Origin of the sequence: Butyrivibrio sp. XBB1001, from assembly GCF_000424505.1 — a bacterium.
Lineage (GTDB): Bacteria > Bacillota > Clostridia > Lachnospirales > Lachnospiraceae > Butyrivibrio.
The window spans coordinates 198,202-224,301 of sequence record NZ_AUKA01000003.1 but is presented as its reverse complement, the minus strand read 5'-3'; the positions used below and the strand labels follow the sequence as shown (position 1 = coordinate 224,301).

Sequence of the window (26,100 nt, the reverse complement as noted above, 5' to 3'; positions counted from 1 at the left end):
TTATAATATATCGCTAAAGCATATCTATATTACTTCACTTTATTCCGTATTCTTCTAGTTCTTTCATCAAAAGTAAGTCAGAAATACCTCTAATTACTTTTTGTCTCGTATTTCCTCTTAAAGCGGTAAATAGAACTGACATAACAGCTGTCATATTTCTCTTTCCTTCTGTTCTTTCTACGTAAAGAACTTTTCCATCATACTGATAAAATTTCGTATCAGGAATACGTAATAATAGTTGTATATAGAAGGCTGTTACAGAGTAAAAGTCTTGCTTTATACTATCCCAATCCTTACCCACCATTGAACTAATACTTTTTTCGATAATATCGATAGCATTACCAAAAGAAACATTATCAATATCAATTCCATTATTCAAGCCAAAACTTTGGGCAAGATTTACATAATTTTGGCATACATAATCATAGTCTTGTTTAGATAAAGATGGTTGATTTCTTTTCTTATCTAATAAATCAAAACCTTCTTCTATTAGTTTCGCCTGAAATTTCTTTATAGCTTCAACAAAAGATTCATTATCGGTGTAATATAATACATACTCTTTTGTGAACAAATGCATAAGCGATAGTTTACCCTTTTCTTCTAAATCTTCCCTTATTTCAAACAACTGCTGAGGGCCAGTTCTTTTAAAAATTGCTATAGGCCAAAATGATGCTTGTTTTCGCTCAAAATCAATAGTGAATCCTCTTTTTTCGGCTTCCTCCCCCATTATTTCCATTATTATTTTTTTTCTATTAATCATTATGCTACCTCGCATCCATTAGGATCACCTATTCCTTTAAACCATCCATAAGCAATTATACAAAGGCATAAAAGGCGCTGCCACTCCCGCTGCTGCAGCTCCAGACGCGCCTATAGCAGCGGCCAAAGCCGCTAAAGCCGCTCCTAGTAAATATATAAGAAATGCTGCTAGTACAATAATCACAATTGCCGCAATTATAAGTCCTACTATCGCAGCAATATCTTTTGCAGAAATCACCTTACCATGTTCATCATATTCATAAGAAACATAATTGCCGAGAGCATCAGTTTCTTTCAAAACTCTATTACACTCATCATATTCATAAATGTGGATTAGTTTTCCTGCTATGCTAATACTGGTAATATTACCATTAGGGTCATATTCATAATACAACTTGTGCAAAAAAACAGGTGCCAAAATGATCTGGCACCTGTTTAACATCTTTTTACGAATATATCTTACACATGACTTTTTACAGCAGCTTCTTGAGTTCCTCGATTCCTGAAACATCAGTAGCCTGCTTGTTCTCGTTCTGAATCTGGATGTAAACTTCTTTACGGTAGATCGGAATCTCTTTTGGTGCGGCGATTCCGAGTTTGATCTGGTCACCCCTAATGTCCAGAACTGTGATCTCGATGTTGTTGTTGATTACTATTGCCTCATTCTTTTTTCTTGATAATGCTAACATTTGCCTTCTCCCTCCATGGTTTTGCTAGTCTTGTTTGTCAGTGCCCGGATTATGAATTTGCTTCTTTGTTTTTCTGCAAGATATCATAAATTGGGAACTTTACTGGATAGTCATCATTATCGATAATGGTCTGGGCTGCCTTTCTCTCTTTTACATTAATAATAAAAGGCCCCATGAGATTAACAGTCATCTGCTTCAGGTCGTGAGGCACGGTAACTGTAACCAGCACCAGAAGGTCGTCGTTCTGAAGATCCCCTACATCCTCAGTGATGCTAACATCTACCTCAGGCTTGTAATCAGGACACACAATAAGCGGATCCATTACCGGCATTGCGAACGTAGGCTCGTCAATGGATTGAAGCCACTTGATAGTGTCAGTTCCTTTCTCCTCATCGTACATAAGAGTAAATTTCTTGAGGTCAGGAAATCCGATTATTCCATTAGGAAAAGAAATTATCTTGCTATCATCAATTTCTACTTCGCCAAAGATTCTAGTTGTTAATTTCATTGCTTAACCTCCATGATTGATAATGATACCCATTACATAATTAATTATATACGCTATTTCGACATAATTCCACAAAATGTTTATACCTCGGCATTACATTTGATGATTTCGGATTGCTCCACATAAAAAATTCTGCGAGCAAATGAACTACTCTGCTACTACATAAGTGAATTCGATTTGTATATGAATATGTAAGCAGAGCGATTTTGGGGCTATGGAACTGAGACCAAGGGTCAATGTTAAGTATTTGATGATATCGGATTGCTCCACTTCGTTCTCGCAATCCTGCAAGCATTCGGAAATCGCCATTCTCACTTTGTTCGTCTGGCTTTTTTCCTCATGCTTGTTCGGTCTTCAAGGTCATATGTTGCTTCGTGCTAGCACGACAACATATGACTTTGAAGACCTATATCATCAAATGTAGTTCATAAGCGAGCTCTGACTGATCTTGCCGGTTGCCATGAGGCTTGCTTCGTAGGTGACCTGAGCAGTTGTGAGCTGCGTTGCAGTCTCAGCAAGATCAATGTCCTCATTATCTGACTGGAGAGTCTTGAAGGTTGTTGTCTGGTTCATGAGACGCTGATTTACCAGGTCAAGTCTCTTTGCTCTGGTGCCGTTTGCGGTAACAGCGATATTGGCTACATCAAGGGACTTCTGGTTGGAAGTTATCTTGTGCTCAAATTCCTGCTGCATCTCATCCCTAAGGTAGTTAAATGCTTTCTGGGCTGAGTCTATTTCCGCCTGAACCCTTGCCTTTACTGCATCATCTCCGGTGGAAGCCAATTTTTCTTTTAACGTCTTGATAGTACCGTCAATCTGCTGAAGCTCTGAGAGCATCTTGGAGAGGTCCTGGACATCTCTTCTGACACTTGTTGTAAAAACCGCATCAGCTGTAGTATTGACAACAACGCTCTGGGCAAATCCCACATCGTAAGCGATATCGTGGCTAGCCGATCCTCTGTTATACAGAATCGACTTGGCGTTTTCATCTATATAAGTGCAGTTAAAAAGATTCTGTGGCCTGATGTCGCCATTTACCCACTCTTTTTTATCGTAAATAACGTCAATTGACTTAGCATTTATCAGGTCTGGCAGAGTTGAGAGCCTGGCCTTTAATTCTTCATTCAAAAGAACTTCACCTGTAGCTGCATTCAGAACTGCCATAGCTTTTCCAGATGCAAGTCTTGCGTAAGCCTCATCAATCTCAGCTTCGCTACTTGTTGAGTAAAGAATATTGTTGTCATCATCTGACATTATCAGCGTTGTTTCTTTATACGAAGAGTTGACACTTCCGTTGGCGGTCACGTTGATGATAGTGTTGGTGTAGGTTCCATCGGTGTTCTCATAGGTATTATTGTCAACAATTGTGAAGGTTCCGTCGCTATTTACTGTTGCGGTATACCCGGCCTGATCCAGGGTGAGCTCGTAGGTCTGCCCGATTGCTGGTAAAAGAGGTAACTTAACCGAGATTCTACCTTCATCTCCGGTATATGTGACTGTCGTAACCTGCTTGCTCTCTATATTTGTGATGGCTGAGTCAACATTTCCTGTTGAGCTTAAAAAGATTCCATCGCCAGAAAGTGCGAAAGTACCTACCTCAAGGCCTGTAGTAGCGTCAACAGCCTCGATATTATAGTGGCCGTTTGTGTTAAGCGTCGCTGTGTAGGTGACTCCATCGCTTGTTATCTTGTAGTTTCCTTCATTATCTATAGGCACAGAAACAGTTCTCGTAATACCGTCAAGTGTCTTGTAGGTAAGATTGATAACATCTGTTTTGGAATCCACGGAGCTTGTAGCTGGCTGTATCAGTTCTTCTCTGTATTTGAGCATTGCCTGATTTGTTGTCATATTTCCATTTTCATCAGGAGTTGGCTTAACGTAATTTAAATTATCATAGGAAAGCCTGATCCTGCCTACAGTGCTCTCGATAATGCTGTGTTGATAAACTGTTTCTTCATCAGTTTTACTAAGAACTGTGGAGGAATCCAAAAGATATTTTCCCAGAATTCTCTTGGAATCACTGATAGAATCTGCATTGAATTCATCATTGATATCACGATAATCTGCTGTTGTTGTCTTATCAAATGTTAGAGATGTGTCAGTCCTGTATCCGGTAAAGACGTAACGCCCGGCGTAGTCTACATTTCCTGTCGAGTAATACTCTTTTGCCAAAGCATCCATCTGAGTTACGATGATTGAAAGATCGTCCAGGGTCAGGTCCTTGTTGGCGCCCTTGGTTGCCTGCTTTACAGAGTCTGTCAAAACGCTAGTTACTGTAGAAAGCGCATCTGCTGTGACTTCCAGCCAGCTCTGGGCATCCTTGGCATTTTTCTCGTAGTACTGCGAAAGCTGGGTTACGTTACTTCTAAGGCGCAGTGCACGAATCGCGATAACTGGGTCATCTGAAGGGCGAGTTAGCTTTTTTCCCGTAGACATCATGGTATTGAGCTGATCCTCAGTGACTTTGTTGTTATTTATGTTGTAAAGGGAATTGTTCTGCATGATCTTGTTGGTGATGCGCATATAAACCTCCGCTATAAACCGAGACTTTCCGTGTCTATCATACGCATCCATGCGACTTTATTTCTCATATCTTTTATCGGACAATTCACTACAATTCTGAAGTGGGGAAAGGAAGATTTGCGTTGGACTTGGTGTGGATTGAGGAAACTTGGTGATGCTAGGCGATGCAAAAAAGCTTGTTTTCTTGGCTGTGCATCACTTGGGCTGCAATCAGTGATGCTAAAAGACAGGATTATGAAGTTATGCATCACTCTGATTTGCCTTGTTGATGCATAACTTGTTTAATTGCTATTTTAGCATCACTTTTACTTGATCCAGTGATGCTAAAAGACAGGATTATGCAATTATGCATCACTCTGATATGTTTTGTTGATGCATAACTTGTTTAATTGCTATTTTTGCATCACTTTTACTTGATCCAGTGATGCTAAAAAGCATGTTTTCTTGGTTGTGCATCACTTGGGCTGGAGTCAGTGATGCAAAAAGACAGGATTATGATATTATGCATCACTCTGGCAAGTCTTGTTGATGCATAACTTGTTTAAATTCTATTCTTGCATCACTCTGATTTGCCTTGTTGATGCATAACTAGCTTAAATTCTATTCTTGCATCACTTTTACTTGATCCAGTGATGCAAAAAAGCTTGTTTTCTTGGCTGTGCATCACTCGGGCTGCAATCAGTGATGCTAAAAGGCAGGATTATGCAGTTATGCATCACTCGGATATGTCTTGTTGATGCATAGCTCATATAAATGCAATTTTAGCATCACTTACGCTAGAGTCAGTGATGCTAAAAGGCTTGCTTTCTTGGCTGTGCATCATACTCCGGTCTGGAGTATGAGTCTGTCGTAGATTTCTGTGAGGGTCTGGATCATCTTGGAAGAGAGGGTGTAGGCGTTCTGGTATTTAACAAGATTTGAAGCTTCCTCATCTTCATCAACGCCAGAGTCTGAAAGTCTCTGATTATCAATAGTGTTCTCAAGTGAAGTATAAGTATCCTCAAGTGTCTGAGAATTGCTCTTGTTAAGTGAGATGTCCGCAAGGACCTTGGTTAGGAACTCGCCGGAGGTGGCGCCGCGGAAGATCTTCTTGGTATCAAACATCTCTTTTAACTTCTTGAGATTCATGAACTCGGATTCGCCTTCTGTAACATCGGCCTTGGTTGCAAGTCTGTCTGCATTGTCCAAAAGAACTTCATTGACGCAGAAGTTGCCGCCTGTCAGGAAGTAGTAGCCTTTGTTTTCTGAGAGTGTTGTGAGATCCTCATAGCTGTACTGAGCTACAGAATTGGTGTCCATCATTCCTGTCAAAAGATTTACACCCTCCAGAGAGTCTGATGTGAAGCCATTTTCCATGATGTCATTAGTTGCAGCTGAGAACTGGCGAAGCCATTCATTCATCTGAGCCATGTAATATGGAAGGCCCTGGTATTTGTTGGAGTAACCGATTTTTACAGTCTTGCCAACATCAGGGATACTTGAAAGAGATCCTGGGTCGATGGTAAAAGTGTAAGTGCTGTCGCCGTCGTACTCCCACTTATCATATCTGTAGTCCTTGGCTCCGATGTGAATACGGCCGTCCTTGGGAATCGTGCACTTAGTCATATCTTTCAAATAAGATGCCTCAACTTTAACAGTCACAGTAACTGTGCCGTCTGGATACTGCTTGACATCAGTGCCCTTCCCGTGGAAGTACTGGGCATTGTTACCATCTCTCATTGCCAAAAGACCTTGCAACTCCCCACCAATTAGCTGAGAATCAATTGCAAAATCTGAAAGTTCATTGACATTGTCGCCGTCCTTGTAGCTGCCGTAGCCCCACTTGATGTCAAAAAGACCGCCCACGTCGTTCTGGCCTGTACTGCCGTCTTCATCTCTTGCAACACAGATCATCTTTCTATATTCATATGTATCAAGCAGCTCGTAACTTCCGGCAACCCAGATCTGATATCTTGTAGCTCCGGTTATCCTGCTTGGATTGTTTTCATCAACTATAGGTGTTTCCTTGGTTTCAACTGATATAAGCTTGGAAAGTTCATCGATCATGGCATCTCTTTTGTCCCTAAGCTCGTTGGCCTTGGCGCCAGTCATCTCGATGATGTTGATCTGCTTGTTAACGCTGGCAATCTCCTGAGAAATTGAACTTATGCGGTCGCAGCAAAGCTTGATTTCTGCGTTAACGTCAGCCTGCTCGTTCTGAAGTGAGCCGTATACATTGTTGAAATACTCAGTAACTGCCTTCATCTGGGAGATGTAGGTTGCCTTGGTCTCTGTAGTTCCCGCTGCTGTCATGACTGATTCAAGGGATGCTTCCATCTTGTTAAAAAGAGTTGAGAAACCGCTTGTTCCGTCGTCGTCCAGATACTTTTCAATAAGCTGGTTGTAATAGTTCTTTTGCGAAACATTACCAAGGAGCTGCTCGTTATTGCGATATTTAACATCATAGAATTCATCCCTGACACGCTCGATTGCGATAGTGTCAACACCGGCTCCCGCACAGCCATATCTTGCAAACACTCTAAGAGAGTTACTTGCAACCTGGGTTACTTTCTGACGACTGTAACTGTCCGTGTTTGCATTGGCTATATTGTTGCCTGTGGTGTTCAGGGAAGCGTTTGCGGCACGAAGTCCGGACGCTGCAATATTCAGACCAAAAAATTGTGATGTCATATCTTTTTCTCCTATAAAACAAAACAGAATTTCGAAGAAATTTCCTAAATCATAAAAATGTCACATTGATGCTCTACCTGCCCATCCTCATAAACTACGAAGACTACTGGTATCTCACATCCATGTGACTTTATCCTTAATATCCATATGTCGAAGCATAATTTCTTCGCTTCACAACTAATATCGGCATGAGACCAGCTTTTCATTAGCCTTTCCCATGCCGATTATGATTTCTACACCTCTACATCACGCGCCGAGAGTTGTAACAAGGTGCTCCAGCATCTCGCTGACAACGTTGATATATCTTGAAGAAGCGTTGTAAGCGTTCTGGAACATGATCATGAATTCCAGTTCTTCGTCACTTGATACGCCCACAATCTGCTCTCTGCCTGATGCAACGGCATCAACAGTCTGCTGCTGGGCCTCCTGGATGCTCTTATAAACATCGCCTGAGTTTGCAACCTGAGAAACCAGGCTGTTGTAGTAGGTCACGAAGCTGTTTCTTGTAGTAACATTGGGATTTAGAACGTACTCTTCCTTGGTAAATGCCTCTTTTAACAGGGTCATGGTCGTGTTGTCCTCTTCGCCGTCGATTTTTCTGAAGGTAAAAAGAGTTGGATCCATGAGGAGCTTTGGATTTACCTGGGCGTTCATAATTGTAAAGCCTGTTTCTACGGTGCCTGCAGGCTTTTCCTTGTTAAAATCGTAGGTTATCCTGTCGCCTTCGTTGGCAACCACAAAGAGCGTAAAGTCTGAAGGAAGTCCCACTGTCTCGTCGAGGTAAGCTGGATTTGATTCAGAATTTTCCATTATCTCGTTTATCTTAGTCATGACCGCGTGGATCATCTGATCGAACTCAGCCTGAATATTCATGATAACGGACTGGGAAATATTCTTGTTGTAGTAGTCCTGATCCTCCACAATATCGTGGTAGGTCGCGTTGTGATCACCTCTTGCCAAAAGAACTGACTTGAGCTTTCCAATATCTGTATTTATTGTAGTTGAAACGGTCTGCGTAAGGTCGTAGAGGTGTCCGCCGTCGATTGAAACTATAACCTTGTTGCCATCCTTGTCGTACTCTGACTTGGCAGCGTACTCCCAGTATGGAGTCGCGTAGCCAACAGGGCTTTCAAGGGTTCTATCTATTCCAATATGGTTAACGTGGTCAGTTGTTACAAAGGATGATCCTTCGAAAAGAACTGTCACATTACCAAATATATCTTCCATGTACTCGATCTTGCCGTATTCACCAAGTTTGTCCAAAAGAACATTTCTCTCATCGCGAAGGTCATTGGCTTTTTCCTGTCTTCCAGACTCGATTTCCACAATGTCTTCGTTGAGCTGGCGAATACGATCACCGTAGTTATTTATGTTTTCCACCATTGTTTCAACTGTGGAATCCATGTTTTCCTGATAAGAAACAAGTCCTTCGTAAACACTTTTTGCTCTTGTAAGAAACTCATTAGCACGAGTTACCATTGAGCTTTGATTTACCGCAGAACATGGGTCTTTTGCCAACTCCTGTATGGAAACCCACAGGTTGTTAAGGGAATCTGCAAACTCTGAGCCGTTCATCTCCTGGAGCTGATCCTCGATTTCCTCAAGAGCCTTTACAGAAACATCATAAAAAGCAAGTCTTCCGCTTTCCTGCCTGTAGGAAATATCAAGGAATTCACTTCTGACCTGCTTACAGTGATTGTAGTTAACACCGGTTCCAATCTGCTTCCAGGATATCTGCTCATTCTTTTTCTCAAGAGTCTGATAAGCTCTGGTGCCCTGGCTCACCTGCTGCCTGGTATAGCCTTCTGTATCCACGTTTGACATGTTGTGAGCCGTGGTGTTCAAGGCATTTTGTGAAGTTTGAAGGCCTGACTGGCCAACATATAGGTTTGCCATTAACATGGGCGGTTCTCCTTGTTCTACCACCGAAAATGGACCTGGGGGACGGGGTCAACGGTCCATTTTTGGGCGCAAAAAAGACACTATCGGGAAATTGTCTATTCCCGGGTGGGTTATCAAATGCTTCACTGCTTTGCATCAAACCCGCCCGATGTGTAACCTAGACAATCGCCTGTAGTGTCTAAAGCTCTGGAATAATTAGCTGTCTGTGGAGCTCTTTTAGACGCTTGGATGATATTCATCTCGAATCGAACCATTTCAAGGGAACTGATAAGAAGTTCCTGGTTCTGTCCGTTTACACGCCTGACATTTTCAGTGACGCTTTTTAGGCGATCTCTCTGAATAGACAGGTTTTTCTGATCTTGTGGTCTCTTTTCCAAGATTGTGATCAGATCGGTCAGTTTCAATGAATTAACATCCATGTTAAGCACGCTGGCTATGTTCTCCATCGCCACGATACGCTGCTTATCAAGGCGCTGGATCTTGCCTATCACATGCTGCTCTTCATCCGTGATTTCCGCAAGTGCCTTCAGATCGCCTGATACGATGATGGCGGTCTTTCGGCTTGACAACCCCAGTAATTGCTCGTACATAGTGCATTCCTGATCAAGTACCTGCACTAGATTTTCCATCAAACTAGCCACTGGAATTATCCTCCTATTGTTTTATTCTATTTTCAAAAAAGGCTATTAGCATCTCGTCTTTAGGCACCTATATCATCATGTTTCTCAGTCCCACACGCGATGAATCATCGCGCCCAAGGCCGTACTTTATGATAATCCTTCAGATGCTTCGTATTTCGCTAAAAGCTTGTCAGCAAATGCCTCTCCACTCACATCATAAGTTCCGTTCTTGATAGCAGCTTTGTACTTAGCTACAAGGTCCTCCCTGACATCTGGAGCTGCGCTTACAGCCTGTTTAGCAACCTGGATATCTTTTCCTATAGAAGAAAATGATACAGTATCTCTGATGTCATTTGTCTTCTTTGTAGGCTGCGCCTTATTAACTTTGCTGTTTGAATAAATCTGCTGAACCTGACTGTATGCTTCTATACGCATGATCTTTTCCTCCTTCCCTGGAGTATTTTTTTATCTACTTCATTTATCGGTAGATATTTGCATTACTTTAGTCTTTTTGGATTATTTCTTTTAGATCAAAAAAATTTTTCCCCACTCATTTAATGATCTTTGGATGCCTCATGTGACCGCTGCAATGCGCCTACTCCCAAGGGATTTCAACACTTTTCATCTGTTTCTACTTTTATTATCGGACACTTGGTAAAAAAACTTTAGGCTTTTTTTAGAATTTTTTTAAAATTTTTTTGTGGGCTTATACGAAATCTGCCTTAGTTTCTGGCTAGTTTCATGGCAGCAAGCCCTGTCCGTAGGACTTGCTGTCATGTTCATATCAAACAAATGCTGCAACAAGCGGAACTCACAATCTCGCGAGGTCGATCTGGTGCATGGTGCCGACGCCACCGCTCTCTTTCAGGAACAGGCCACTTGCGCGCATCATAGCTGCAACTGTAAGGCCCGCAGCCACGGGAGTAAATGCATTTCTAACTTCAACACTCTGGCCTTCTTCAGAACCAGGCTTGTACCCGTTATCCCCCTGCCCCTGATACTCAGTAAACTCAGTTGCTACGCTGCCAAGGAAAATAGCGCCAACATCAGCTTCCTGCAAAGACAAGAGCCTGTCTGTGCCATCTTCATCTCTAAGCCAGACCTGAAGCTTGCCATAGGCCTCATCATTTTCATCAATCCAGCCGTTGCCATCGCTGTCGAATTCAGTCAGATCAGCAAAGCCATCACCGCTCTTGGTGCCAAAAAGCTCTGACCCATCATTCACCACGCCATCGCCGTTTCTGTCATAGGCAAGAAAGCCTGAGCCTGCGCCGAGTCCTGCAACTTTTTCCTCAACTCCATCACAGTCAAGGTCAAAGAAAAAGCTCTGGTCGCTGATACTAGTCACATCGCTTCCAACGTTGATGACAAGCGGGTCAATGAAATTCACAGCACTAGGCATGCTGATTCCTGCTGCCTTTGTAAGTCGCCTTGACAAAGAAAAGTCCACATTAAAATCAATTTCACGGCCATCTTCTGTCTTGGCAATTCCCTGTCCGCTAAAAGATGTAGCTTCTTCCTCAACATGTCGCATCTCAATAGTAGTCACTCTTACCATTCCACTATTTGACAGTATGGACCTGACATCTCCAAAAATATTCCAAGCGCTGGTATTTTCAGTATTTCCACTGTCAAAGCCGTCACCTAACAGGTTTCCACTCGAAGCCTCTGAGCTGTTGTCTAATCTTCTTGCGCCTCCCCCGCCTAAGATCTGCAGAAAACTCATTAGTGTCTCCAGGAGCCTTGCTCTTATCTGGGCTATCTGCTCAACAAAACTTGTCTCCAAGTCTTTACCAAGCTCAGTCATACCGGGTCTTAGAGAATCGTAATTCTCACTTCCAAGAGCCATCTGTCCTGACATTTGATACTGCCAAGTGCTCTCATAAATATCCATCTTTCTGTTTGCTTTCAGCATTGCTGCAATTTCACTCTTTTCTTCCTCCACACTCTTTCCCTGACTCTGCAAATTGTCAAGAAAAGCGCCTCTTGAAACCACACCACTTTTCACGGATACCGTGTTTTCCTCATAGTAGTGGTTACTAGAGACCAGATTCACATTGCTCTGTGCAATCTTCATGCTACCTCCTAAATTATTGGAAGTCTTTTGCTCTACGATCAAGTCGGCTGACTCCTACTCGATTTCGCACACGAACATTCCGCACTTTGTGCTCCATGTTCTTACGACCGGCAAATGAATTTGTATGCAAGCATCCATTCGCTTGCCGGTCTTGTGCAACAAAAGACCTCCATGAAGAATAATCTTCCATGAAGGTTCACGCTTTCCATAGCTATGTGATCAATATTGATTGCTGGTGGGGTATCCACAGTGCTTATGCTTTTGGGCCAGGCATACCTGTTCATCGCTGGTGTACAGTTATCCACAAATGCACTAGTCTGCGAATACATATCAATTTCAATCATGTCAACTTAGATATCGACATATCCCACCATAAACTCAAGTCCATAATAAAAAGACTAAATATTCAAAATATTCTGTCTTAAAATCAAATTATTATGCAAGTCATAGCTCCAAACATCTTACACGAAATCCTACTTATAGACTTGTTTCGTGTAAGCCTGGAACCTTGGCTCTTCAGAACTCTTTATATGCAAGTTAAGGTATCTTAGATTTGCATATAAGCCCTTCGCATAGCCTAATACTCCTGGCCTTACATGAAATACACACCGGCCGTATTTTCATATAAGTCATAGCTCCAAACATCTTACACGAAATCCCACTTATAAACTTGTTTCGTGTAAGCCTGTAATCTTGGCTCTTCTGAACTCTTTATATGCAAGTTAAGGTATCTTAGATTTGCATATAAGCCCTTCGCATAGCCTAATACTCCTGGCCTTACATGAAATACACACCGGCCGTATTTTCATATAAGTCATAGTTCCAGAGGACTTACACGAAATCCTACTTATATACCAGTTTCGTATAAGCCTGGAACCTTGGCTCTTCAGAACACTTTATATGCAAGTCAGAATAATGTAGATTTGCATATAAGTCCTTCGCATAGCCTAATACTCCTGGCCTTACACGAAATGCACACCAACCGCATTTTCATATAAATCAAGAAAAAGAAGTGGGAAATAACAATTCCCTTTTCGGATCATTACTTCCCACTTCTCGATACTCAAATATTTACATCGAATTCATATCACAAGTCCAGCAAACACAGGCATCTGATTTCTAGTAGCTGCTTATATTTTCCAGCGCCTTACTCTTCCACGTCCCTCTCTCTTGGGCCGCTGACTTCCCCGGAGAGGAAGTGTCTTCTGCAGACGGAAACGTAGGACTCATTGCCGCCCATCATGATCTGCTCGCCGCTTCTTACTATCTTGCCGTTTGAGACACGGGCGTTAAAGTGAGCTCGTCTTCCGCACCAGCACACAGTTGGAACTTCCTCGATATAGTTGGCAATCTCCATAAGACGCTTGGAGCCGCTGAACAAGTGGCTTGTAAAGTCAGTTCTAAGGCCATAGCAGATAACTGGCAGATCATACTTATCCACAACAAGTGCCAACATATCAACCTGCTCCTCTGTCAGGAACTGGGCCTCATCCACAATGACGCAGTCAAGCTCTTTCCAGGAATCTGACTTGCCTGTAAGCCACTCTTTTTCCACAGTTTCAAGAAACTCCTCCACAAAGGTGCACTCTGCGGACAGTCCCATTCTGGACTTCACAGTCTTCTCGCCGTCACGATTCTCTGTGGCAGGTTTTAAAATGATGGCGTTCTGGCCCTTCTCAAAATAGTTGTAGCGCACCATCAGCGCATTGGCAGTCTTGGAGCTTCCCATAGCTCCATATCTGAAGTACAATTTCCCCATTTTATAAATTCCCCCATTTTCTTATTCATTTTTACAACAGGTAGTGTTCATACCACTGCTGGAACACATAGAAAGACCAGGCAATCCTTGAATAGTTCTTGCCTGTGGCTGCCCCGGCATCACCTGTCTGAAGATAAGCACTCAAAAACTTATTTACATATTCAGGATCAAAGATTCCCTGCCTTGTCAGGTATTCCTTGCTACTATAATCCACAAGCTTACCCTTAAGAGGCCCTCTCATCCAGGCATCAAGCGGCACGCAAAAGCCCTTCTTTGGCCTGTCCAGAAGCTCTTTTGGAATATAGTCATAGGCAATGTCCTTCAAAATATGCTTCTTATCGCCCTTGAAATACTTGTATTTGTGCGGAATCCTGTACGAATACTCCATTACAGCTGTGTCAAGGATTGGACATCTGGCCTCAAGTGAGTATTTCATAGAAGCCCTGTCCATCTTGACCATAATGTCATCGGTCAGATATGTATCCATATCAAGCAGCATACGTCTGACCTGCCAGTTGTTCACGCCATACCCTGATTCTATTGGGTACTTTATCATCATAGCTTTTTCTCTGTCCTCTTTTGGTAAAAAAGACATAGCAGCCTTCAAATACCACTCAGATGCAAGCTGTACCTTGGTTTCCGGATTTCTATTGCCAGCTACTACCCTCACCTTAAAGGGCAGCTTTTTCCACAGGGCTCCTCCAACTACAGGAATTTGGCAAGCTCCATAAGAAAGCGCTCCAAGAGCATCTATTTTCTGGGCAGTAGCCACATTATCATATACATTATATCCGCAGAAAAACTCATCTCCGCCATCACCTGAAAGAGCAACAGTCACCTGCTTTTTGGCAAGCTTGGATACCAGCATTGTAGGTATCTGCGAGCTGTCTGCAAATGGCTCATCGTAGTACTTTGGAATACTATCCACCATGTCAAACATGTCTCTTTCACTGATATACAGCTCTGTGTGGTTAGTTCCAAGATGCTGTGCAATTTCTTTTGCATACTGAGCTTCGTTGTACTTGGGATCATCAAATCCGATGCAGAAAGTCTTGATGGGCGTATCGCTATGGGACTGGGCTATAGCCGACACAAGGGATGAATCATAGCCGCCGCTAAGAAACGCTCCCAGAGGCACATCCGCGATCATCCTATCTGCAACCGCCTTGTTAAGCCTCTCTTTTAACCCGCTCTTTGCCTCTTCGTAGCTCTTTACAGGGTTAAAAGCCCCCTTGTGATAAGCTTCCTTGACGCTCCAGTATCTCTTTATCTCTATTTTTCCAAGGTTGAACTTCAAAAGACATCCTGACTCAAGCTTATACACATTCTGATAAATCGTATCCGGAGCTTTGATATATTGATGATGAAGATATCTTGGAATGACATCCTTCCTGATTTTTTGCACAAATCCAGGACACTTTACAATAGGCTTAAGCTCTGAGGCAAATACGATATTATCTCCGTCAAGCCAGTAATATAAAGGCTTCTTGCCAATCCTGTCTCTTACAAGATACACATTTCCATTTCTCTTATCAAAAAGAGCTATAGCAAACATTCCATGAATATGGCTTACAAAATCTTCGCCCCATTTCAGGTATGCAGCGATTATGACCTCTGTATCGCAACTCGTCTTAAATGGATAGTCCTTTATTTTCTCTTTTAACTCAAGGAAGTTATAAATCTCGCCGTTAAAAACCACTACGATATCATCATTTTGCGAATGCATGGGCTGATGACCAAGTGGAGACAGGTCAAGAATTGAAAGTCTTCTCTGGGCAAGGCCTATACAGTAGCCTCCGCCATAATCATACACTTCAACGCCGTTGTCGTCCGGGCCTCTGTGATACATAGTATCGTTCATGGCTCGAAGCTGGTCCGTTGTAATGCTATTCTTGGATATATATCCACAAATACCGCACATCTAGTAAGTCTCCAGGCTCAAATTTTTCTAGTCAATAATATATCTTCGATACTCTCGCAGTTCTACATTACACTTTCAAGAAAGTCCTTCCACTGGGCAAACACCGCCTTGCTGTTGCCAATGTCAGCAATCTTTCTTGCATTATTTCCAAGCCTCTCAGCTAGGTCTCTATCCTCTATAAGTCTGTTAAGGCCTGCCACAAGCGCATCCTCATCCTTGATAGGGATCAGAAGCCCGTCAACTTCATTAGTCATAACTGTTGCAGGGCCGCCACATGGGCAATCCGTTGCAACTATAGGCATTCCAAGTGCCATGGCCTCCAAAAGAGAATTCGGCATGCCCTCCCAATCGGATGTAAAAGCATACACACTGCCCTTAGGCAGCTCTTTTTCCAGGCTATCGCTGCCACCCATAATGAAAACGTAATCCTCTGCGTGGTTATCAGCAATTATCTTCTCAAGGATCTCCCTGGTTCCATCGTGGGAGTCGTCGCCATACATCTTAAGCACGTAATCCGGGTGCTTTTCATGAACCCGTAAAAAAGCTCTCACAAGCATAGACTGGTTTTTAAAGTCCACAAGTCTTGCGTGATGCACAACACTCTTTTCACGCTCCATGGGCGCTTCTACCCCAATATACTTGGGATTTATAGGATTTAAGATGACCCTTGAATTGTCCTGAAGAAGGGGTTTAAAGAAGTCCTTTTGGCCCTTTGTCTGGAACACGCAGCCCGCAGCCTTAGGGAATAGCCACTTGTTCTGAATTTTGTCGGTAAAAGAGTCATAGTGGCCCTTAGGATCTGTTCTGATTGATATAACTACTGGAATTTTCATGTTGCCAGCAGCCATGAGGGCTCTGTAGTTAGCTCTTTTGGCAAAGGCTATGAGAACGTCTGGCTTGTACTCTCTTACGAACTTTTTCAGATATTTGACCCTAAGAAGAAACTTAGTTACTCTTCCCTTATTCTGATCTTCGTCCCTAAGCCCCACGTGGATTCTCTTCACCGCGTCGTCTATCTGGTATTCGTCTTCTGCCTGCCATTCTGTGGCTATGAACACCTCATAGCCCTCTTTAGCAAATTGATTTGCAAGATTGGTTACTACTCTCTCTGCTCCGCCTCTTGCCAGGCAATGTAAGTGAAATGCAATTCTTTTCACGGTACTACTCCTTAAACACGCTTTGACCATCAAACAAGCTTATTTAATATCTTCTGCAGATCCTGCGCATACTTGTCAGGCGTATAAACACAGGCCCTTCCTCTCGCCACATCGCTGTAATGCTGCATTTTATCCTCTGAAGACAGCATAGCTTCTATGGCATGGGCCAGCGCTACGTCATCTGATGTCATATGTTTTTCGTCTGTATCTTCAATAGGACTCATGTCCCTTACAAGTATACCGTAGGCACCTTCTATAAAGTCAGGCATGAGTTCTCTCTTTGTACCCTTTTTCAAAAGATCTTCCAGCTCATCCTCAGAAAGAACTATCTCCCTGGGTCCTGTCTTGCAGTCTGCCGCAACAACAGGCTTGCCAAGGGCCATTCCTTCTAAAAGAGCATTAGGAAAGCCTTCATGGTTAGATGCAAGCACGTAAAGGTCGCTCTTTGCAACATAGGCAAAAGGATTCTTTCTAACACCTACAAAGCAGACTTTATCCTCGATACCAAGCTTTCTCACCAGTTCCTTGTAGGATTTGTACTCTCCCCTTCCAAGGATCATGAGTCTTAAGTCGCTGTGCTTTTGGGATTCAAGGTAAAAAGCCTTGATCAGATGCCATATTCCCTTGATGTAATTGTCCCTAGCCATGCAGGAAATAACTCTGGTGCCCTTTTCAAAAGGGAAATCCTGTATTTCTTCCTGTCCCAGGGTATCAATAGTCTCAATATCCGTAGGATTATAGATAAATTCAGTCTTGTTAAACTTATAATCCCTCTCAAGAATTGCCATTATCTCCCTTGAACAGGACAGAATAAGGTCTGACTTTTTAACAAATAATCGTATATGCCTTGGAGCCTCCATATCTGTGTAGCATCTAAGGCCTGTAACAAGCTTCTCTCCAGCCTTGGATAAAGAATTGGAGAGATTTGCTGTGGCTCCAAAACTATAGGAAATATCTATATTTCTTTCCTTCTTGATCTTTCTGATCTTGTTAGCTCTTTTAACTAAGGTAAGGGCCTTATTAAGTTTGCCCTTCTGACTTGGAAGATTGATGTTTACTACATCAACACCTGAAACGTCATAGTTGGCATTTTTGTCATCAAAAATCAGCAGGGTCACGTTAAAGAAATCCTGCATGAGCTTGGCTGTAATAGCAGCAACTCTCTCATATCCGCCCTGATGAAGGGTCGGAACAATGATCATAAGATTTTTTTTCATTAATCTTTAAAACTCCCATGTTCGTAGAAATAGCTAATTGCCCGAGCCTGAGTCTGCGCATCAAATCCGGCATCTGCAAGTTCCTGCTCAAATCTTGGTGTTTCTGCCTGCCTATCTGGCATATTTCCCAGATCTTCAAGTATCTTCCCAGCCCATTCCGAAGGGTCTTTTCTAATATCCATGCGGCTTACAAGCTCTGTTATGTCAACTTCAGTTGTGATGGTATCAGAGATAAGGCACTTAAGCCCTGCCGCCTGTGCCTCCACAACAGTTCCCGGAAGCCCTTCAAAAAATGACGGGAATAAGAAGTAGTCCATGGCCCTGTAATAGTCGCTGGAATTTCCCTTAAGGCCCAGGAACCTGACTCTGTCCTGGATTCCAAGATCATTAACCTGAGCTTTCACAGTGTCCATAAGTGATCCCTGGCCTAGCATTATCAGCAAAAGCTTCCTGTCTGGCATCTTCTCTTTAGCCAGTTTAAGGACCTGATCAAATATCCTTATCAGATACTCGTGGTTCTTCTGGTAATCAAATCTTCCTACGTGGCCTATCACAATTTCGTCCTCTGAAACCCCAAGCTCTGCCCGGATCTTGTTCCTGATATCAGCGTCATAAGCAAACTTTTTTACGTCAATTGCGTTGGGTATAGTCCTGACATATCCCTGGTCAAAGAGCTTGTCTCCAAACACAGCCCTACCGGCCTTTTCAGAACAGGTAAAATAGTGATCTGCAGTTCCCAGGCGTTTTAGCGGAAGGCGCAGGATCTTAGTTGCAATTCCCTTAAGCCCTGGCTCAGTGCCTGCATTTCTGGAGTGGGCAATAGTTACGGCTGCTCCACCCTTTTTTCTGGCAACTGGCAGGTACAAAGCTGCAGTGCTGGTCATGTGTCCATGGACAACCTGCCACTTTCCTCTGTTTTCGGAAAAGAAATTACTAATAGCCTTTTTATAAGCAAAATAATTCTTGCCCTCAAAGCGGGGTAAAACGTATATATTTCCCCCAAGCTCCCTGATTGCTTCATCGTAATAATCAGGCTCTCTTACAGCTAAAAGTTCATCTGAAGTTGGGGCCATTTTCCCAGTCTTCTTAGCAGAATAGTGCACCAGAAAATCAAACTGGATCTTGTCCCTGTCAATATTCCTATATAAATCCATTATACGGCTCTCAGCACCGCCAAGCCCCACGCGCCCAAAGACGTGAAGGACCCTGATTGGCTTGCAAACGCCAGCCTGTGAATTATTCATCTGAGAATTATTTTCCATATTCTTATCTTCCATCTAAATTCGCATCCACATCAAACCACATAGGCTGCGCTTTAGTATAACACAATCGCCGCTTTATAGGAAATTTCCCAAAGCTTTACTCATTTCCCTGCAAAACCACAAGCTTGTTGTATGGAATCTCGATGCCTTCTGCCTTGAAGCGCTTCATGATCTCGATAAGGCAGTCAGAGCATGTCCTTGGGTTATCCCTAAAGTCCCTGGTCTCCACCAGAACTCGCAGCGTGATTCCGCTCTCTCCAGCCTCCTTGCACAAGACAGTTGGCCTTGCGCCGAAGTGATTAGGGTGCTGCTCAATAACATCCGCCATAATATCCATAGCCCTGTAAATATCCGTGCCATAGGCAACTGACACAGTTATTGGAAAAGAGTAAGAGCGGTCCTGGGTGTAATTGATGATAGTAGCACTTCCAACAGTAGAGTTAGGCACGTAAATACGCTCATTCTGATAGGTCTTTATCACTGTGTGGCGAAGGGTAATATCCTCAACAAATCCCGGGTCAATTGAATCAATCGCTACCCTGTCCCCAATATCAAAAGGCCTGGACCTTGACGCCGACAGCGCGATCCCTGCAAACACGTTACTAAGAGTTGACTGGGCCGCAAGACCTATTACAACCGCTACAATTCCAGAGGAAGCAAGCGCTGTCTCCCAGGTCTTGGAAAAGGCCGGAATCCCGCTCAGAGCAAAAAGAGCTGCCACAGCCCAGAAGAAGGCCATAATAATGCCCTTTAAAAAGATCAGGTGGAGCTTGCCGCGAAGACGCTCCTTGCTAAAAACCTTCCCCATTATAAGGTTCAAAATCCACGCCACCACAAAGGGCAGTATATATTTTAAAAAGATATTCAAAACTTCCTCCATACTTAACTTCTCCTCACCAACTCACAACTCTAAATTACTTTTAATACAATCCAATAATCCGCATTTAGTGCTCCATTTTCCTGATCAGGTTCTCATCTTAACAAACGCTTCCAGTCTTGGGAGAATCAAGAAAATATAACCCCTCTGGTTTGCATTTATCAGCCCTTTTCTCTTAAGCCTGTCTCTGTACACAGAAAATTCTGGCGTGGTCATCCCTAGTGCATTTCGAATTTCCGTGACATTTGTATGGCCTGAAAGGCACATCTCTTTTACCACTGATCTGTCTTTCTCAGATAATTCATCCCAAATCTTGGCATATACATACTCTTCCAAGTACTGATCATACTCCGGAATAATGTCCTGAAGTTCCTTGTCCCTGTTCTGCCAGACCAGATATCCCAATACCTGAAAAGCATATGAGTAACCCTTAGTAAGCTTGGCCATTTCCTCAGCCTTGTCCTGCGAGATGTCAAAAACCCCCTTATATCTTGCAACTATAGCCGTATAATTTAACGGCTCAAGATTAACCTTGGGCGCTCTATACAAAAATGTAAGTGACTTCTCATTCTGCAAATCATAGATATTCTCGTATAATCCAGTCATTATGAGGAATACCGGATAATCTTTTCTCAAGAAGATCTGAAAAGCAGCGGAAAAAATCTTGATATTGGAAGAATTCGTCACCTCATCCACTGTGATAAGAAGCCTCTTGCCAGCCTTCTGCACATGAGACAGCATCTTATCCAGCGCTACCTCTATATCAGTAACCGGTGCCGCATTCTCTATAGATACCCCAAGCCCAAGCGCAGAAAAATCGAGTTTAGCCTTGATAAAAAGAGCATGCATCTCCGGAATTGCATACAGATCTGCTGCCAGCTTCTGCAACATATCACGCTCAGGATTAAGTTCAACGACAATCCACCTCTTATCGCGCCTCAATTCCTCTGCAATGCTAGTCATCATGACAGTCTTGCCAGTTCCTCTAGCCCCAGTGACCATGTAAACCTGATTAGAAGGTTCATCGTCCTGAAAAGTCTCTAAAACCTCATTAGTCTGCGTAATTCTGGATATATACTCTCCCGGTTTCTTGCCGAAAGATAAAGAAAAAGGATTGCCCATTTTGCAAATGACCTCCTACTTTATATTCACTATATTCCTTTATACTTTTTTATATTTCTTTATACTACTATCATAATTTTATACTTCTTTATACTAGCCGTCAAGCCCAGTAATTTCCTGATTTTAAGCGCAATTTATAATTATTTTATTTTTTATCTGGTAAAAGAACTGTTGACATCTTGTTACACTTGTTCTATAACATACTTATACAAATTGTTAGCAGCCCTCTCTGTTGAGTGCTAATTATATTTAACACAACATATACCACCAGAAATATACTGCTGACACCTAATATTCACAAAACCACTACAACAAATATTTATAGAAAAGGAGCGTGATTTTTATGTTAATGCCTATGCTTTGGAGTAATAATGATATTTTTGATGAGATGGATGATTTCTTTAACAGAGGATTCTGGAACTGGACAGAGAACGGAACCTGCAGAGATGGCGCCTGCCAGAATGACAGAGCCGCTAGAGATCACCAGAACACAGCTCTTTCTGACAGAAACGGATTTGCTGGTGCAAGCCTCATGAGAACCGATGTTATTGAGAAAGAGGATTCCTATCAGCTGGAGGCTGAACTTCCTGGATTTAACAAGGAAGACATCAATATTGATCTTAAAAACGATATCCTCACAATTTCCGCTCAGCACAGTGAGAACAAGGATGAGAAGGATGAAGGCGGCAAGTACATCCGCCGCGAGCGCAGATCTTCCTCCTACCAGAGATCCTTCCGCGTTGAGAACCTCAAACCTGAGGACATCATTGCCCAGTACAGAAATGGCGTCCTCACAGTCAACATCCCTAAAAAGGAAGCCCTTCCTGAAAAAGAAGAAGCTGCAAGAATTGAAGTGAAGGATTGATGTAAATGCCCTCCGCACTCTGGCTCATCAGCCAGGATGCGGAGGGCTTTCTTTTTCCCATATTTCTTTATAACTGAGTGTCAATAAATTCCTTAAATCTAGGTAGGAGCAGCTTTATCACTCCTCTGCTCTCAACATCTATTATGCCTTTCTCTTTAAGCCTTGCGCGTGGAATTGACCACTCACTATGACTCTTCCTAGTCATTTCAAGTAATTCACTGACTGGCATACTATCCTTTTTAGCTATAAACTGAAGGAACCACCTGTCATTTGGCGCAAGCTCGCTCCAAATCTTCTTGTATACCTTATCAGCAAGAATCTCATCAAAGCTCTTTAAGACCTCATCCGTAAGCTCTTTTGCCTTATAATCCCACATATACTTGCCAAGAGCCTGATACGCATAGGCATAGCCCTTAGTCATAAACGCCATTTTCTCGGCCTCCTCGTAGGAAACGCCCAAGGTGTTCTTGTAATCATCTCTGATATAGGTCACGTTAAGAGGCTTCATCTCATACTTGGTCGCCCTTAGGAAAAAAGTCAGACCATCAGCATTTTCAAGACTCTCAATGTCCTCATATAAACCTGCCAAAATAGCAAAAATTGGAAGTTCCTTCCTGATAAGTATCTGGAACTCCTGAATAAATCCAGTAATACTCTTAGTCTTGCGAGCCTCATCGATTGTGATAAGGAGCTTTTTCCCATGCTTCTTCATATGTTCCAAAAGAGCTTCCAATGCATAATCGATGCTGGCTACAGGACTTTTTTTGGAAAGATTAAGTCCTATTCCAAAGGCAGAAAGATTGAGACTTGCATCAACAAAGCTAGTAATAAAGGGAATCTCACTATAAAGCTTAGCAACAATCTCGCTTATGATCTCTGAATCAGACCGAATGTCTACTACAATCCAATCATCCTGCTCCCTGAAATATCTCTCAATTGCAGTAAGCGTAACCGTCTTGCCAGTTCCCCTGATCCCAGTCAGCTTAAAAACCTGCTCATCAGGCGAGTCATATTCCAACTCCTCAGTAATACTGTCAATTATAGAGTTACGACTCAAGTATTTACTTGGAATCTTTCCAAAACTAATAGTATATGGATTTCTACCTGCCATCAAATCATCTCCTAAGCTATATAAATCTATATAATTAACTTCTACCTATATAATACTATATAATTCTATATAATTCCAGAGAGACTATATAAAGCTATATAATTCTATATAAAACTATATAATTTCTGCCACATAAAAATGCCCTCCGCACTCTGGCTCATCAGCCAGGATGCGGAGGGCTTATCATTACTCCTCTTCCTCGTCTTCCATCTCATCAAACGCAATTATGGAATCAATTATATCCTCGAAATCTTCCTGTAATTCCTCAAAAGTGTCCCCTTCGTAGGTGTACAGACGGCCGTCAATCTCAACCTCACCAGTGTAGTAATCACACTTAGCATCATAATTCACTGTGCCAGTGTATCCTTCGTATTCAAGTTTCTCTTTCTTATCTGACATTACTTATCTTCTCCATTAAGCGCATTATAGATTGCATCAATATCATAGTCTGGCGCATATTTGCTGGCAAGCATGACTATATGGCGAATCCTCTCTACATCTTCCTCTAGCTCGTCGGCAATAGTCTCCAAATCCTTACCTTTAGCCAATTTCTTGGGAATCTTCTCAACAAAAAACTTTATTTTGCCTTTTCTTTCCCCTTTTCTCTCAGCCTCACTAAGCTCATCAGCCATTATTTCTCTAAGAGCCTCGCACATATTCTCATCTCCTCAAAAAAGATCCATCCACTGTAAGTAACAGTAATATTGCAGAATAAAACAAGCCTGTTGCATAGGCCATGTACCTTCCCTGTGGGAATATTAAAAGAGCCACTACTCCAGCGTTTATCATAAGTCCCAAAAGTGAAACTCCTCCAAACACAAAAATTTCCGTATAAGATTCTTTTTTTCTCATCTTAATACCAGCAATAGATAAAAGTATCACGTAAAGGCCATATAGAGCCATAGACGCTGCAACAATAATAGCTGGAGCTGGCTTTGCATTGGAATATGCAAAGGCCCTTAATAAATTTGCCAAAAAAACTGTCAAAAGATCCTTTTTATCCTGACCCATCAGAACCCTGGCCATGTGCGACTCTATCTCGCTATCAAGTATTCTGATCTGATCATAGCCCATATCGGGATTTTGCTGTTTTATGTACTCAAAAGTAGCAGGCAACACTATTTCGTAGCCTATAACATCGTAGCTGCTTGCAAAATGATCTGTAAGGCTATACCAGTCTGTTCCTCTGAAATTATCAAGGAGAATCTCCTGATCATAGCATTCATCATATATTTTCAGAAATAGTTCTTTTTCTCCAGGGAATATCTCATTATCCGTAAAAAGATCTGCATCAGACCTGTCTGCAGAATACATCATTACACATAGAGCCCCCATCCCATTTCCTGTGTGCTCGTGAAATACACCTCTTACCAAATAATTGTAAGTACAATCAAATAGTTTAGAAGAAGCGGAAATAGCAACAATAGATATCAGGACAATTAGAAAATGCTTAACACTGCGGGTTTTCTTGATAACTATAGTGCAGATAAAAGAGGCTGCTATCCACAATATCAGCACTATCATCATCTGCTTTCTGGTATTGACAATAACAAAAGAGATAACGACAAGGCTTACAAAATCTAATTTTCTTTTGTAAACCAGCCATCTTGAAAGCCTTATGCAAAACAGTACAAATAGCGGCATTGCCAACGACTCTGTCATGATCGATTCAGAATACATGGAACCTCTTTGGGCAACAAATCTGTTAAGAATAGAGGTAAGAAGCTGTGAAAAGAATACCAGCAAAACAAATACAAGTTTAAAAAATCCACCTCTTTTGTCCTGTGGTAGCAATTCTGATGCCAGATCATACACATACATTGTTGCCATGCAAGTAACATATACCCATAAAAGGCTTTGCAAAATCACTGCTACAAAAAGATATCTATTCTCACCAAAAATCGTTCTAAGAATCCATAGAAATGTTGGATATACAGGTTCTCTTGAAAAGTCCATTGATGCATAACTGCCTGAATCCACGCACCATATGGGGCCATCTATAAATGCTATTCCAAAAAAGAACAAGCAAGATAAGATCAAAACAAAAAGAGTAAGTCTGGTTCTATTCATATGTATTCCTTTGATTCTTTTTTATCTAAGTCGCAACTTGGCCCAAAAATGCCAGGCCACATATTTACTATATAGCCTGGCATGTGCTTACGCAACAATAATTGATTCCTGTACTATCATCCAATAGCCTTCTCGTATCTCTCTTCTACAACCTTCCAGTCCAGAACCTCCCAGAAAGCCTTGATATAATCAGCTCTTAAATTCCTGTACTTTAGGTAATAAGCATGCTCCCAAACATCAAGCGCCAGGATAGGCGTTCTGCCTGTGCCCTCAGAAATAGGATTGTCCTGGTTAGGAGATGCAGTAACATAGAGCTTGCCATCTTTATCTACAGAAAGGAAAGACCAGCCTGATCCAAACTGTCCAGCTGCTGCCTTGGAAAGAGCATCTATAACAGCCTCCAGCCCTCCGCAGTCCCTGTCTATCGCAGCTGCAAGCTTGCCACTTGGAGCTTTGGAAGGACTTGCACTAAATGCCTCGAAATACAGGTTATGATTATAATATCCACCGCCCTGATTCCTCAAACCCTTGCGAAGAGTCTCGTCAGAAACCTTATCAAGAGATGCCAATACTTCCTCAACAGGCTTATCCGCTAATCCAGCCTTCTCAGCCAGCTCATTGAACATCTTGGTGTAAGCTGCGTGATGCTTGCCATAATGAGTTTCTATTGTAGCCTGGTCAATGTGCGGCTCCAGACCATTTGCTTCATAAGATAGCTTTACCTGTTCGAACATAAAGAACATCTCCTTTCGTCAGAAAACGCCGGCCACAGCGGCAGGCGAACAATTGAGTATAAAAAAGAATATACGGCCAGGAAGCATTTACAGTGTAATGTAATTTCGTGACCATATATCCATTTTATCACACTTATATTTAATTCAATAGTATTAAAGCCAAATTTACATGCTTATCCCCTCATCAATTCAAATTAAGCATTAGCATCCCGTGGCAATAGACCAAAAGCTTTTACATGTAGTATACTAATAGATAA

At 42.3% G+C, this 26,100-nt stretch carries 23 protein-coding genes; 1 reads left to right on the top strand and 22 read right to left on the bottom strand.

Annotated features, from left to right (window positions below):
• Positions 1-34: 34 nt before the first annotated feature.
• The 17 genes from G631_RS0106050 to G631_RS0105970 form a co-directional block, all read right to left on the bottom strand.
• Positions 35-760 carry a hypothetical protein gene (locus G631_RS0106050; RefSeq protein WP_013283032.1) on the bottom strand — a complete coding sequence of 242 codons (726 nt, stop codon included), beginning with the start codon at positions 758-760 and terminating at the stop codon, positions 35-37.
• 36 nt (positions 761-796) lie between these two features.
• On the bottom strand, positions 797-1,270 hold the full coding sequence (locus tag G631_RS0106045) for an RHS repeat domain-containing protein (protein ID WP_081671256.1): 474 nt from the start codon (positions 1,268-1,270) through the stop codon (positions 797-799).
• Entirely contained in the window at positions 1,233-1,448 is a 216-nt protein-coding gene (gene csrA, locus G631_RS0106040; RefSeq protein WP_026488690.1) for a carbon storage regulator CsrA, read from the bottom strand. The genes G631_RS0106045 and csrA overlap by 38 nt, the downstream gene beginning before the upstream one ends.
• 49 nt (positions 1,449-1,497) lie before the next feature.
• Entirely contained in the window at positions 1,498-1,956 is a 459-nt protein-coding gene (gene fliW, locus G631_RS0106035; protein WP_026488689.1) for a flagellar assembly protein FliW, read from the bottom strand.
• A 414-nt stretch (positions 1,957-2,370) separates the two neighbouring features.
• The gene (locus G631_RS20025) at positions 2,371-4,479 is read right to left on the bottom strand and encodes a flagellin N-terminal helical domain-containing protein (RefSeq protein WP_051196917.1); all 2,109 of its coding nucleotides are present in this window, start codon (positions 4,477-4,479) and stop codon (positions 2,371-2,373) included.
• An 819-nt stretch (positions 4,480-5,298) separates the two neighbouring features.
• Positions 5,299-7,149: a flagellar hook-associated protein FlgK gene (locus G631_RS0106025; protein ID WP_026488688.1), complete on the bottom strand. Its 1,851-nt coding sequence runs from the start codon at positions 7,147-7,149 to the stop codon at positions 5,299-5,301.
• Positions 7,150-7,395: 246 nt separating this feature from the next.
• Positions 7,396-9,051 (bottom strand): flagellar hook-associated protein FlgK, encoded by a 1,656-nt coding sequence (flgK, locus tag G631_RS0106020; protein WP_026488687.1) that lies wholly within the window; start codon positions 9,049-9,051, stop codon positions 7,396-7,398.
• Between the two features lie 122 nt (positions 9,052-9,173).
• Complete coding sequence (locus tag G631_RS0106015) at positions 9,174-9,692, bottom strand: flagellar protein FlgN (protein WP_242829069.1); 519 nt, start codon at positions 9,690-9,692, stop codon at positions 9,174-9,176.
• A 126-nt stretch (positions 9,693-9,818) separates the two neighbouring features.
• Entirely contained in the window at positions 9,819-10,106 is a 288-nt protein-coding gene (gene flgM, locus G631_RS0106010; RefSeq protein WP_026488685.1) for a flagellar biosynthesis anti-sigma factor FlgM, read from the bottom strand.
• A 376-nt stretch (positions 10,107-10,482) separates the two neighbouring features.
• A complete protein-coding gene (locus G631_RS20020; protein ID WP_051196915.1) occupies positions 10,483-11,748 on the bottom strand; it encodes a hypothetical protein in 1,266 nt (421 codons plus the stop codon).
• 1,147 nt (positions 11,749-12,895) lie between these two features.
• A complete protein-coding gene (locus G631_RS0106000) occupies positions 12,896-13,507 on the bottom strand; it encodes a thymidine kinase (RefSeq protein ID WP_035789380.1) in 612 nt (203 codons plus the stop codon).
• 31 nt (positions 13,508-13,538) lie between these two features.
• Positions 13,539-15,428 (bottom strand): asparagine synthase (glutamine-hydrolyzing), encoded by a 1,890-nt coding sequence (asnB, locus tag G631_RS0105995; protein WP_026488683.1) that lies wholly within the window; start codon positions 15,426-15,428, stop codon positions 13,539-13,541.
• Positions 15,429-15,490: 62 nt separating this feature from the next.
• Positions 15,491-16,585: a glycosyltransferase gene (locus G631_RS0105990; protein WP_026488682.1), complete on the bottom strand. Its 1,095-nt coding sequence runs from the start codon at positions 16,583-16,585 to the stop codon at positions 15,491-15,493.
• Between the two features lie 29 nt (positions 16,586-16,614).
• The gene (locus G631_RS0105985) at positions 16,615-17,802 is read right to left on the bottom strand and encodes a glycosyltransferase (RefSeq protein ID WP_026488681.1); all 1,188 of its coding nucleotides are present in this window, start codon (positions 17,800-17,802) and stop codon (positions 16,615-16,617) included.
• Positions 17,802-19,079: a glycosyltransferase family 1 protein gene (locus G631_RS0105980; protein WP_242829068.1), complete on the bottom strand. Its 1,278-nt coding sequence runs from the start codon at positions 19,077-19,079 to the stop codon at positions 17,802-17,804. The genes G631_RS0105985 and G631_RS0105980 overlap by 1 nt, the downstream gene beginning before the upstream one ends.
• A gap of 82 nt (positions 19,080-19,161) precedes the next feature.
• A complete protein-coding gene (locus tag G631_RS0105975; protein WP_026488679.1) occupies positions 19,162-19,944 on the bottom strand; it encodes a mechanosensitive ion channel family protein in 783 nt (260 codons plus the stop codon).
• A gap of 84 nt (positions 19,945-20,028) precedes the next feature.
• Positions 20,029-21,063, bottom strand: a complete 1,035-nt coding sequence (locus G631_RS0105970) for an ATP-binding protein (protein ID WP_026488678.1) — start codon at positions 21,061-21,063, stop codon at positions 20,029-20,031.
• Positions 21,064-21,406: 343 nt separating this feature from the next.
• Between G631_RS0105970 and G631_RS0105965 the strand changes: the two genes are divergently transcribed.
• Complete coding sequence (locus G631_RS0105965; protein ID WP_026488677.1) at positions 21,407-21,928, top strand: Hsp20/alpha crystallin family protein; 522 nt, start codon at positions 21,407-21,409, stop codon at positions 21,926-21,928.
• Between the two features lie 67 nt (positions 21,929-21,995).
• Here the strand turns inward: G631_RS0105965 and G631_RS0105960 are convergent, their stop codons facing one another.
• The 5 genes from G631_RS0105960 to G631_RS0105940 all read right to left on the bottom strand — a co-directional run bounded on the left by G631_RS0105960 (position 21,996) and on the right by G631_RS0105940 (position 25,843).
• The gene (locus G631_RS0105960) at positions 21,996-23,039 is read right to left on the bottom strand and encodes an ATP-binding protein (protein ID WP_035789379.1); all 1,044 of its coding nucleotides are present in this window, start codon (positions 23,037-23,039) and stop codon (positions 21,996-21,998) included.
• 186 nt (positions 23,040-23,225) lie between these two features.
• Positions 23,226-23,438 carry a hypothetical protein gene (locus G631_RS18205; RefSeq protein WP_035789378.1) on the bottom strand — a complete coding sequence of 71 codons (213 nt, stop codon included), beginning with the start codon at positions 23,436-23,438 and terminating at the stop codon, positions 23,226-23,228.
• A complete protein-coding gene (locus G631_RS18200) occupies positions 23,438-23,695 on the bottom strand; it encodes a hypothetical protein (protein WP_051196912.1) in 258 nt (85 codons plus the stop codon). The genes G631_RS18205 and G631_RS18200 overlap by 1 nt, the downstream gene beginning before the upstream one ends.
• 4 nt (positions 23,696-23,699) lie before the next feature.
• On the bottom strand, positions 23,700-25,109 hold the full coding sequence (locus tag G631_RS0105945; RefSeq protein WP_026488675.1) for a hypothetical protein: 1,410 nt from the start codon (positions 25,107-25,109) through the stop codon (positions 23,700-23,702).
• A 116-nt stretch (positions 25,110-25,225) separates the two neighbouring features.
• A complete protein-coding gene (locus G631_RS0105940; RefSeq protein ID WP_026488674.1) occupies positions 25,226-25,843 on the bottom strand; it encodes a superoxide dismutase in 618 nt (205 codons plus the stop codon).
• Positions 25,844-26,100: the final 257 nt, after the last annotated feature.